At 31.0% G+C, this 11,621-nt stretch carries 11 protein-coding genes; 10 read left to right on the top strand and 1 reads right to left on the bottom strand.

The window, feature by feature from the left end; genetic code table 11:
- Position 1: 1 nt before the first annotated feature.
- Positions 2–1,492: a RagB/SusD family nutrient uptake outer membrane protein gene (locus H518_RS0116415; protein ID WP_028890079.1), complete on the top strand. Its 1,491-nt coding sequence runs from the start codon at positions 2–4 to the stop codon at positions 1,490–1,492.
- 109 nt (positions 1,493–1,601) lie between these two features.
- On the opposite strand, the gene pyrF is transcribed toward H518_RS0116415, so the two are convergent.
- Complete coding sequence (gene pyrF / locus H518_RS0116410) at positions 1,602–2,411, bottom strand: orotidine-5'-phosphate decarboxylase (protein ID WP_028890078.1); 810 nt, start codon at positions 2,409–2,411, stop codon at positions 1,602–1,604.
- Between the two features lie 63 nt (positions 2,412–2,474).
- On the opposite strand from pyrF, the gene H518_RS0116405 reads away from it, so the two are divergent.
- From H518_RS0116405 to H518_RS20095, 9 genes are all read left to right on the top strand, one after another.
- On the top strand, positions 2,475–3,551 hold the full coding sequence (locus H518_RS0116405) for an ABC transporter permease (RefSeq protein ID WP_028890077.1): 1,077 nt from the start codon (positions 2,475–2,477) through the stop codon (positions 3,549–3,551).
- A gap of 1 nt (position 3,552) precedes the next feature.
- Positions 3,553–4,035 carry a TlpA family protein disulfide reductase gene (locus tag H518_RS0116400; RefSeq protein WP_028890076.1) on the top strand — a complete coding sequence of 161 codons (483 nt, stop codon included), beginning with the start codon at positions 3,553–3,555 and terminating at the stop codon, positions 4,033–4,035.
- Entirely contained in the window at positions 4,032–4,523 is a 492-nt protein-coding gene (locus tag H518_RS0116395; protein WP_043707181.1) for a TlpA family protein disulfide reductase, read from the top strand. Before H518_RS0116400 ends, H518_RS0116395 begins: the two co-directional genes overlap by 4 nt.
- A gap of 34 nt (positions 4,524–4,557) precedes the next feature.
- Complete coding sequence (locus H518_RS0116390) at positions 4,558–5,052, top strand: TlpA family protein disulfide reductase (protein ID WP_028890074.1); 495 nt, start codon at positions 4,558–4,560, stop codon at positions 5,050–5,052.
- Between the two features lie 22 nt (positions 5,053–5,074).
- The gene (tpiA, locus tag H518_RS0116385) at positions 5,075–5,833 is read left to right on the top strand and encodes a triose-phosphate isomerase (RefSeq protein WP_028890073.1); all 759 of its coding nucleotides are present in this window, start codon (positions 5,075–5,077) and stop codon (positions 5,831–5,833) included.
- Positions 5,833–6,672, top strand: coding sequence for a 50S ribosomal protein L11 methyltransferase (gene prmA / locus H518_RS0116380; protein ID WP_028890072.1), 840 nt, complete (start codon positions 5,833–5,835; stop codon positions 6,670–6,672). Before tpiA ends, prmA begins: the two co-directional genes overlap by 1 nt.
- Complete coding sequence (locus tag H518_RS0116375; protein ID WP_028890071.1) at positions 6,673–6,948, top strand: ATP-dependent Clp protease adaptor ClpS; 276 nt, start codon at positions 6,673–6,675, stop codon at positions 6,946–6,948.
- Between the two features lies 1 nt (position 6,949).
- Positions 6,950–7,222: a hypothetical protein gene (locus H518_RS0116370; protein ID WP_028890070.1), complete on the top strand. Its 273-nt coding sequence runs from the start codon at positions 6,950–6,952 to the stop codon at positions 7,220–7,222.
- Between the two features lie 1,505 nt (positions 7,223–8,727).
- Positions 8,728–11,621 (top strand): choice-of-anchor L domain-containing protein (locus H518_RS20095; protein WP_043707178.1); only part of this gene is annotated, 2,894 nt, incomplete at its 3' end.

Below are 11,621 nucleotides of genomic sequence, written 5' to 3'. Positions count from 1 at the left end.
AATGAAAAAATATATTTATAGTTTATTAGTTATTGGAATGATTTTTTTCACTTCATGTGAAGAAGAGTTCTTAGATACAGTACCTACTGACGAAGTGTCTGCTAGTGCTACTGTAGCTACAACAGATAATGCAAAGTCATTATTAAATGGAATACACAGGTCTTTATACTATAGAAAAGATTTTGGAGCGCAAGGAAGGTCTGGACAAGGAGCAATTTATATTTATATGGATGCTTTGGGTGAAGATCAAATTGTACATAGAGAACAATGGTTTAATGCTGTTTATAAATGGAATTCAGGGAGGAGTACTACTGATAATTACAATAGGTACCAATGGCAATATTATTATGAGTTAATAGCGAATGCTAATATTTTAATTAATGGTGTAGATGCTGCAGAAGGATTAACAGAAGATAAAATGGCTATTAAAGGTCAGGCATTAGCTTATAGAGCTTGGTGTCATTATCAATTAGTTCAAATGTATGGAAGTAGATACGTTGTAGGTGGAGGAAATACACAATTAGGAATTCCTATTAAGTTGGATACGAAAACCTTAAACTCGGCTCGTTCTACAGTGGAAGAGGTTTATAGTCAGGTTAATATAGATCTTGATGCTGCGTTAATAGCTTTAGCAAGTTATTCAAGAGAATATAAATCACATTTTAACGCTAATGTGGTTATGGGATTAAAAGCAAGAGTAGCATTAACTCAAGGAAATTGGCCTATAGCTGCAACAATGGCAGCACAAGCTAGAGCAGGATATCCTTTAATGAGTCAATCAACTTATGCAAAAGGTTTCCGTATTGATTCACAAGGTAATTCTGAATTTATGTGGGCAAGTCATATTATAGCAGATCAGACAGATAAATGGGGTAACTTTGGCGCTTATATGTCTAGAAACTTTAGTTCATCAGCAATTAGAGGAAACCCTAGATCTATAAACTCATTATTATATGATAAAATTTCTGCAACAGATGTAAGAAAAGGTTTATTTGACCCAACTGGTTTGCATTTAAATTTACCATCAGGAGTTTCTTTGTTAGGTTCTCATGCAAGAAAGCCTTATACAAGTCAAAAATTCATTGCAGTTGATAATGGAGATAGTAGGGTTGATGTGTCTCATATGAGAGCTGCAGAGATGTATTTAATAGAAGCTGAAGCTTTAGCAAGACAAGGTAGTGATAACTTAGCTGCTGCTGCATTATTTACGTTAGCTGTATCGAGAGATAGTAATTATACTTTATCAACGAATGCAGGAGCTGCATTGATTGACGAAATTTTAATTCAACGTAGAGTTGAATTATGGGGAGAAGGATTTAGATTTTTAGATCTTAAAAGGTTAAATTTACCTTTAGATAGATCAGGAGCAAATCATTCTGCTGCTTTGGCTGACAATAACATAAACATTCCTGCTTCAGATATTAAATGGGAATGGTTAATACCACAGTTAGAAATGGATGCAAACCCTAATATGGTTCAAAATCCACTTTAATTAATGAAGTTTAAAATTGGTTTGTTTTAAGTAAACCAATTTTAAGCTTATATTTTTAAATTGTAGTATTTTATTTATAAAGCCAAGGAGTCATTAACCTTGGCTTTTTTTATAATATTTCACTCATTTGTAATTGTAATTCCTCTGCTTTGTTTGCTGCTTTGTTTGCAAAATCTTCTTTATTAGAAGCGTAAATAATTCCTCGAGAAGAGTTAATTAGTAAACCAACATTACTGTTCATTCCGTATTTACATACATCTTGTAAGTTTCCGCCTTGTGCACCTACACCTGGAACCAATAAAAAACTATCAGGAACAATTTTACGTATTTCAGAAAAATATTCAGCCTTGGTAGCACCAACAACATACATTAAATTTTCTGAATTTTTCCATGCCTTAGAAGTTTCTAAAACTTGTTTATATAATTCCTTTCCTTCTACGTCTTTTGTTTGAAAATCGAAAGCTCCTTGATTAGATGTTAAGGCAAGCATGATTGTATGTTTGTCTTTAAAAGCTAAAAAAGGCTCAACAGAATCTTTTCCCATATATGGAGCAACAGTAACAGAATCAAAAGCTAAATCTTCAAAAAAAGCCTTTGCATACATTGTTGATGTGTTTCCTATATCTCCACGTTTAGCATCTGCAATCGTAAAAATTTCAGGATGTTTTTCGTTGATGTACCTTATTGTTTTTTCAAGAGATTTCCACCCTTTAATTCCATAAGCTTCATAAAAAGCTGTATTTGGTTTGTAGGCAACACATAAATGATGAGTAGCATCAATAATGGCTTTATTAAAGGCAAAAATAGGATCCTCTTCTTCTAATAAATGTTGCGGTATTTTCGTCAAATCGACATCTAAACCGATGCATAAAAACGATTTCTTTTTTCTAATTTCGTTAACTAATTGTTGTGTAGTCATGAGTTGTTGTAAAAGTTAAGCAAAAGTACACTTTTTTAACACTTTCTTTTATCTTTGTTATATATGTTTCAATATGTAATTAATAAATTTTTATACGGTTTTTTGACACTCTTTGGTGTTGTTACTGTTATCTTCTTTTTATTTAACGTGCTGCCTGGTGATCCTGCTAGAATGATGTTAGATCAACGAGAAGATACTGAGCAACTTAAAAATATCCGAAAAAAATATGGTTTTGATAAACCTATATTTACACAGTATTTATATTATTTAAATGATATTTCTTTATTGTCATTACATAGCAAGCAGGTTGATGATTATACGTTTTTGACTAAAGATAAATATGACGCATTAAAATTGTTTTCGATAAACGATATAAATGTGGTTGTTAAATATCCGTATTTGAGACAATCTTTTCAAAAAAACGGAAAAAATGTGTCAGAAGTTATTTCTGAAACATTACCTAATACAGCAATTCTGGCTGTTTTTGCAATAGTCATCGCCTTAGGATTAGGAATTTTTTTAGGAATTTTATCAGCATTATATAAAGATACTTTTTTCGATAGTGTTATTGCGATAATAAGTACTTTAGGTATGAGTGTACCATCTTTCTTTTCGGCAATTTTATTCGCATGGTTTTTTGGTTTTGTATTACATGAATATACCAGTTTAGAAATGACGGGTAGTTTGTTTGAGGTTGATGATTTTGGAGAAGGAACTCATATTCAATGGAAAAACTTATTATTACCAGCAATAGTACTAGGTATTCGTCCGTTAGCAGTTGTAATACAGTTAATGAGAAACTCTTTATTAGAAACTTTGAACCAAGATTACATAAGAACAGCCAAAGCAAAAGGATTAACGATGTACCAAGTAGTTTATAAACATGCTCTTAAAAACTCACTTAATCCAGTTGTAACAGCAATTTCAGGATGGTTTGCCTCTATGTTAGCAGGCGCAGTTTTTGTGGAGTATATTTTTAACTGGAATGGATTAGGGAAAGAAATTGTAAACTCATTAAATACGCTTGATTTACCTGTTATAATGGGAAGTGTTTTAGTAGTAGCAACATTATTTATTCTTATAAATATATTAGTTGATGTTATTTATAGTTGGTTAGACCCTCGAATTAAACTAAATTAAAATGAAAATATTTTTATTTTTTGTAGTGTTTTTAACACTAAATAGTTGTGCTGTTTTTCAGCCTAAATCTTTTGATAAACAAGCATTAGAAGAGAAATTAGTTACTATAAATAGAGATTCAATTACTTTAAAAGAAATTTTAGCGAAAAATAAAGGTGAACAATTGTTTATACAGGTTTTTGCAACCTACTGCCCGGTAAGTCAAGATAGTTTTAATGATGTTATTGCTTTTCAGAAAGAAAATCCATCAATTAAATATGCTTTTTTGTCAGTAGATCATTCTTATTTTGATTGGAAAAGAGGATTACAAAATATAAAGGTAACAGGGCAACATTATTACATTCCTAAAAAAGGAAAAGGAAAATTAGGTGCGTTTTTAAAACTAAAAACAATACCAAGGTTTTTAATACTAGATGAAAACGGAGAAATAAAACTCTACAAATCATCAAGTGTGTCACAGAAAGTGAAAAATAAAATAAAATGAGAAAAAATTTAGTATTGGTTATTGCAACCTATTTATTGTTAAGTTGCTCAGTTTATAATCCCGTAGAGTTTTCGAGTAAAGCATTGGAAGATACTTTTGTGTCAATGAATAACGAAGAGATTAAGTTTGAAAATATTTTAACACAAAATAAAGGGAAAAAAATTGTGATTGATATTTGGGCATCTTGGTGTAAAGATTGTTTAAAAGGGCTGCCAAAACTAAAGAAGCTTCAAAAGACAAATCCAGAAATTGTATATATGTTTTTGTCATTAGATAGAGGTGTAAAACCATGGAAAGAAGCAGTTGATAAGTTAGGAATAAAAGGACAACATTATTATCTAAAAACGGGATGGGAAGGAGATTTTTGTAAGTTTCTTGGATTAAGCTGGATTCCTCGTTATTTAGTGCTAAATGAAGATGGTAAAATAATTATTTTTAACGAAACTAAAATAACTGACAATTTAATAACTGAAATATTAAAAAAATAACTTATTTTTAACAGTTGTAAAACTAATTTTTCCAATGAAAATAATATTATACTTAACTGTTTTTGTTTTATTTGCATCTTGTAATGCAGAAAAACCAGCCGCTTTTTCAAAAGAGGTTTTAAATGAAGAATTTTTAACATTAAACGAAGAAACAATTACTTTTAAAGAAATCCTTGCGAAATATAAAGGTAAAAAAGTAATGTTTGAAGTTTGTGCTTCTTGGTGCGCGGAATGCGTTTCAGGTATACCACAAATTAAAAAATTAAAAGCAGAAAATCCTGATGTTGTTTTTGTGTTTTTATCAATAGATAAATCCATTCCTCAATGGAAAAAAGGAATAGAGAGATTCTTTAATATTGAGGGAGATCATTATTTCTTGCCAGCATCTCTTAAATCTGGGTACGCAAAAAGTTTAGGTATTAATGATGTACCAAGTTACATGGTGGTAAACGAGAGAGGTATTATTTCTTTAGCTAGTGTAATGGAGTCGTTTGACCCAAGGTTAGAAGCAGCGTTAAAAGAAAAATAAGAACATAAATTATAAGATAATTTTGAGAAAAAAAATAGTAGCAGGTAATTGGAAGATGAATAATAACCTCGATGAAACTAAAAAGTTAATTAAGGGAATTAAGAAAGGAATCAAGAAAAAAGTAGACGATAATACTAGGGTGATTATTGCACCGAGTTTTGTAAACTTAAGTACTGCTGTAAAAAGAACAAAAAAATCTAAAATAGAAGTAGCTGCACAAAATATGCACCAAACAAAAAGTGGTGCCTTTACAGGAGAGATCTCAGCTGATATGCTAACTTCTTTAGGTTTGAAAATAGTTCTTATAGGGCATTCAGAACGTAGAGAATATTTCGGAGAAACGGACGAGCTTCTTGCTGAAAAAGTAAATGCAGCGTTAGTAAATAAGTTAGAAGTGATTTTTTGCTTTGGTGAATTGTTAGCAGATAGAAAATCTAATAATCACTTTAAGGTTGTTGAAAGTCAACTTAAAAAGGGATTGTTTCATCTTAAAAAAGAAGACTTCTCTAAAATAATTTTGGCTTACGAACCAGTTTGGGCAATCGGAACTGGAGAAACAGCATCACCAGAACAAGCACAAGAAATGCATGCTTTTGTTAGAGGTATTATAAAAGATGAATACGGAAATGAAGTAGCGAATAATATTTCTGTATTATATGGAGGGAGTGTAAAACCAGCCAACGCTAAAGAGATTTTTTCAAAAGAAGATGTAGACGGAGGATTAATTGGAGGAGCAGCTTTAAAAGCAGACGACTTTATTGATATTATTAAATCGATTTAATGGATAATATTTATATAGAATATGCTTTTGAGGTAACACCTAAAGAACCAGCAACAGAAATTTTAATAGCTGAGTTAGGAGAAGTTGGTTTTGAGAGTTTTGTTGAAAACGAAAACGGAGTTGTAGCATACATTCAAAAAAATGAATGGAAAGAAAATATGCTAGAAGACGTTTATATTTTAAAATCAGAAGCGTTTGTAATTAACTTTAATTACAAAGAAATAGCGCAAACAAATTGGAATGCTGAATGGGAGAAGAACTTTAATCAAATTAAAGTTGATGATTTAGTGAGTATAAGAGCGCCGTTTCATGAAAACCCAAATTTAAAGTATGATATTGTTATTGAGCCTAAAATGAGTTTTGGTACAGGGCATCATGAAACAACACATATGATGGTACAACACTTACTTGACTTAGATGTTAAAAATAAGAAAGTGTTAGATATGGGGTGTGGAACAGGAATTTTAGCAATTTTTGCTGAAATGAAAGGAGCACAGCCAATTGATGCAATTGATATTGATGCTTGGTGTTATGAAAACTCATTAGAAAACGTCGAAAGAAATGGTTGTAAAAATATTTCTGTTTTCGAAGGAGATTCATCATTATTAGTAAATAAGAAATATGATTTAATTATTGCGAATATTAACCGTAATATTTTATTAAGTGATATGGAGATATATACTAGTTGTTTGAATAAAACAGGTGTATTATTGTTAAGTGGATTTTATAGTGAGGATATTATAATTATTGATGAAGAGGTGTCTAAATATGGTTTAACATTAAATAAGACAATTAAAAGAAATAATTGGGTAGCTTTGCAGTATCAAAAAACGGCATAAATGAGTACGATAGAAAAAATACAAGAAGAGCTAGATGTTTTAATTCAGGAAACAAAAAAGCACGAAATTATCTTACATAATGATGATGTAAATACTTTTGATTTTGTTATTGATAGTCTAGTAAGTGTTTGTGATCACACATTAGAGCAGGCAGAGCAATGTTCTGTTTTAGTTCATTATAAAGGTAAGTGCGCGGTAAAAACAGGTGAGTACAAAGATTTAGAAGCTAAGTGCTCAAGATTATTACAGTTAGGTTTATCGGCAGAGATTGTTTAATATGGAAAGTGTTTTTAGATACTACGAATTTTCTGATTTTATAAAAGATAAATCAGAAGTTTTTTCAGGAAATGAAATCTGTTTTTCGATCTTAAATGAACATCATTTTTTAATATTCGAAAAAAATAAAGAAGTTTATAAATTATATGTCTCTAAATATAAATCAAAATTAGAGGTTGGTTTCGAAAAGCCAGAAATATTAGAAGTACTCGTAGATGATTACGATAAGTCTAAGCCAGAACATCGAATCATTTTAAGAAAATATTTATATTAAAAACTCAAAAAAAACTTTTTTTGAGTTTTTTTTTGAACTTATGTGACTTATCATAAATAAGAGTGTCTTATTTAATGTAGACAAAGTTATATGTCAAGAAAATATTAAAAGATATATCCCCTTGCATAACTTCTCTGAGTAAGATGAAAACCTTTTTTAAGGAAACTCTAAAAGGAGAAGTTTATTAAAATGTTTTATGGGATTAAAAATAGTAGTAGTTAGTTTTTATACTAAGTTTGGTTAGATGAAAAGGCCTTAAACGAAAGTTTAAGGTCTTTTCTATTACAGTATATTTTACAGTTCTCTTTCGGTATTATGAAAAAGAGTAGTTCTTTTCAGTTTTAGGGCTGTATAGTAAGATGACTTACAATGATACTATTTTTAATCGTTTCTAAATATTTAATAAAAGATGTTTGAGTAGTGCTACTAGAGCAAATTATTATTGCTCATGAATTATGTGTTAGCTTCTTGGTAATTTCGTTTTGAAAATAATAAATTATTACACTTCTTTTTCTGTAGGTAACAAAGAGTATTGACTTCTTATGGTAATTGTTATTTTAGTTTAAAAGCTCTTTTTTTGCTTTCTGTTAATTTTATGACCTCTTCTTTTTGGTTTTTTCTTATGGTATTTCTATTTACTTGATTTTATTTTTTTTAACAATAACTAAAAGATTAATTTATGTGACTTGCTACAAATAAAAGTGTCTTACTATTATGATTAATGTAGTAAGTATTTAATGAAGAGTCATAATTTATTTGTGAAATAGCTTGTGTATGTGTCTGTTTTATAGAAATTTAATTTCGCAACAAACTGTATGTTAGTCCTTTATGTTTGTTTTGTGCGGTTTAATACTCGCTTAATATAGGTGTTGACTATTTTGTGAATTTTACGGTTTTACCATACTTTTTTTATGGTAAAATAAGTTGTTTTACTTTTTTTATTAAATACATTGAGTAATTATTTAGGCACACTTTTTTATTAGAATATATTTTAAATGTTTGTTTGTTAGATGATTGTTTTTTTTTGTTTTTTTAGTGAAAAATATTTTTTTGGATTTAACCGAATTATTTGTTAAATTGTTGTTAATATTTTGAGTATTGCTTCCAATGGGGGGATCAGTTACCAAATGATTTTTTTATTAACATTTTTAGCTAATAGTTAAGTAGTCTAACTTTTAGTAATTGGTGCGTTTTTTTTGAAAATAGTTTTCAAGATAAGTAAGTGTATCAGTTAAGTATAAATGTTGTTATTCTTTGTGTCGGAGCTGATAAGTAGTTTTGTGGTGTGTTAACAAGATAAAATAAATAATAATATGTCTTTTGTTTATTCTGTTAAAGAAGAATTATTTAGACCAAAATGTATATTAATGTTTTAAGAAAATGAAGCTGTTTAAGTATACTTAAAAATTTAAAATAAAAAATTAATTCATAAACAGATTAACTATCTGTTTATAGCTTATATAATCAACAACCAAAATTAATTAATTAATCTAATCCTCTAAATTATGATTAAAAAGTACTTTTTTAAAAACAAACTTTCTTTATTACTCATTCTATTTTTATTTATAAAAATAAATGCAACCTTTTCACAAGCAACATATAGTACAAATCCTACAGCCGCAGCAATAGCTACGGAGTTGCAGTCATCAGGTATTATTATTAGTAATCCTGTAATAACTTCTGGAGTAGGAACTCAGTTAGGTATTTTCTCAAATGGAATTGCTGGAGCTGCTTTAGAAGTTGATAGTGGAATTGCATTTTCCACTGCATCTATAGCAACAACTTTTAATAATAACAATCTAAATAATTATAATTCCGAAGGATTTGATGGAGGCTTTGGTTTTAATGATGAAGATTTAATAAATATAAATACAACAGCAAATAGAGATGTTGTTGTTTTTGAATTTGATTTTGTTGCGCAACCAAATTACACAGGAGTTTTGGTTGAGTATCAATTTGGTTCAGAAGAATTTCCAGATTATGTTGGGTCAGTTTTTAATGATGTATTTGGTTTCTTTGTTTCAGATCCCACAGGGTCTGATCCTGGAGTTCCAGATGGAGATATAAATAATAACAATACTTATGATTTTGGAGAAACACCTGCCTTAAATTTAGCAATAGTACCAGGTACTTCTAATGCGGTGTCAATTAATAATTTAAATGCGGGGTTTAAAGGTTGTGCACAAGATGGGACAACTCCAACAGATTTAACACAATCAGCTTTATATATTAATAATGGGCATAGTCTTGATAATGATGCAGACCCTAATAATTCAGCTACTTGTAGTTTAAATGATCAGGCAAAGCCTATTAACGTAGAGTTTAATGGAATAACTAAAAAATTTACAACAAATATAAATTTAATAGTTGGTGTTACTTATCATATGAAAATTGCAATAGCAGATGTAGGTGATCAAAGCTTAGATTCAGGTGTATTTGTGTCAAGCGTAGGGGGGCTTCCAGTTATTATAGCAAATAGTGACTCTGGAACTGTTGTTACAACTTCAGGAGGAGTTGCAGTGGCAAACGTTTTAGTAAATGATACTGTAGGGTCTGTAACAAACCCTCCAGTCTCAGAGGTAGACTTGGTAGAAGTAGGTTCAACAAATGCGGGAGTTAGTTTAAATACAAGTACAGGAGCAGTTAATGTAGCACCGGGAACAGCGCCTGGTGTATATACATTATTTTATAGTACATGTAAGCCAGCGCCTACCAATTGTAGTTCATCTACAGTTACGGTTACGGTTTTACCGGATAATGATGGTGATGGTATAGATGATGCTACTGATTTAGATGATGATAATGATGGAATATTAGATACTGCTGAAGGTTTATGTACTGGGCAAGCGAGTGGAGTTTGGGCAGGAACAAACCCGAGTAATGGTTCAATAGCACCTTTTTCATTTACATCTACGGTAGGAAGTGGAACGGGAGTAACTGTAACAACAAGTTTTTCAGGAAATGCAAATAATTTTGGAAGTAGTACTTCAGCAAATTTTGGACCGACTGATTTTTGGACATCAGCATCAGGTTCATTAGTTGGAGCAAACTCTTTTTTATTAGATCTTAATTGGGATAGTACACCAGATGCATCTGCAACAGATATTGACTTACCCGCAGATGATAAGGGTTCAGGTGTTGTTACAATTACCTTTACTGATCCAGTAACTAATCCAGTAATTCATTTAGATAGATTAGGAGGGGCAAGTGGAACGACTTCTAATTCTTTAGAATTTGAATTAACCTCAGGGGGTACATTATCTCGATTGTCAGGAACAGATGATTTTGAAGTGCAAGGTAATTTTATAAGAAGATCTAACCAAACAGGATTAACGAGTACAGGTACAGAAGCTCTAATGGGGCTTTTAGAAGGAACAGCTGCTGGATCTGTGGCCGTAATAGGAACATTTACGACACTTACATTTAATTGGACAGGAACAGGAGTAGAAGGAAGTGGAGGAGATGCAATAGAGGTTATTGTTGAAGGATGTACATCTGTTGATACAGATGATGATGGAACACCTGATTATCAAGATTTAGATTCAGATAAGGATGGATGTAATGATGTTTTAGAATCAGGAGGAGTAGATACTAATTCAGATGGTATATTAGATGGAGACGGATTTAATGCATCAGGTCAAGTAACAACTGGAGGTGCAATTTTAGGAACTAGTTATGACGGAGTAGTAGGTGGAGAAATATTAGCAGTAAATATAGATATAGATACTGCTCCAAGCAATGTTTCTACGTCTGTTAGTACAAGTTCAGTGAGTTTTACAGTTGTATCATCAGCTGATCAAGCGACGTCATTCACAACAGGAACACCTAATTATAGTGTGCCAAATAATGCAACTGGTGGTTTAACGTATCAGTGGTATGACGGAGATCCAGATTCAGGAGGAACGATACTTACCAACACATCTCCATATAGTAATGTTACAACTTCAGTTTTAGGAATAAATCCAAATGCAAGTTTAAATGGTAAAACGTATTACGTTGTAGTTAAACATGCTAATAATTCATGTGGAGAAAAAACTAGTGCTACTTTGTGTGTTGTAGATGACACACTAGCTGTAAGTGATGATACAATTTGTTTAGGAGCTACAGCAACAATAACGCTAAGCTCGAGTGTTTCTGGTGTGAATTACCAATTAAGATTGGATAGTGATGACAGTAACGTAGGTTCAGTAATCGCAGGAACTGGAGGTAATATTAATTTTAATGTAACTCCAATAGTAAATACAACATATAACATTCTTGCATCAAACGGTACTTGTAGTAGTGAACTTATTGATAAGCCAATTGTAACAGTAACCCCAACAGTCACCATTGCAGCATTTAGTCCAGCAACTAGTACACGATGTCAAGGAGCAGGAACAGTAACAACGACAACAACCGG

The organism is Tenacibaculum ovolyticum DSM 18103, assembly GCF_000430545.1.
GTDB lineage: Bacteria > Bacteroidota > Bacteroidia > Flavobacteriales > Flavobacteriaceae > Polaribacter > Polaribacter ovolyticus.
This window is presented reverse-complemented; position numbering and strand designations above follow the sequence as displayed.

Coding starts and splice junctions, on each gene's coding strand:
- H518_RS0116415 (WP_028890079.1), top strand. CDS start 2: ATGAAAAAATATATTTATAGTTTATTAGTTATTGGAATGATTTTTTTC.
- pyrF (WP_028890078.1), bottom strand. CDS start 2,411: ATGACTACACAACAATTAGTTAACGAAATTAGAAAAAAGAAATCGTTT.
- H518_RS0116405 (WP_028890077.1), top strand. CDS start 2,475: ATGTTTCAATATGTAATTAATAAATTTTTATACGGTTTTTTGACACTC.
- H518_RS0116400 (WP_028890076.1), top strand. CDS start 3,553: ATGAAAATATTTTTATTTTTTGTAGTGTTTTTAACACTAAATAGTTGT.
- H518_RS0116395 (WP_043707181.1), top strand. CDS start 4,032: ATGAGAAAAAATTTAGTATTGGTTATTGCAACCTATTTATTGTTAAGT.
- H518_RS0116390 (WP_028890074.1), top strand. CDS start 4,558: ATGAAAATAATATTATACTTAACTGTTTTTGTTTTATTTGCATCTTGT.
- prmA (WP_028890072.1), top strand. CDS start 5,833: ATGGATAATATTTATATAGAATATGCTTTTGAGGTAACACCTAAAGAA.
- H518_RS0116375 (WP_028890071.1), top strand. CDS start 6,673: ATGAGTACGATAGAAAAAATACAAGAAGAGCTAGATGTTTTAATTCAG.
- H518_RS0116370 (WP_028890070.1), top strand. CDS start 6,950: ATGGAAAGTGTTTTTAGATACTACGAATTTTCTGATTTTATAAAAGAT.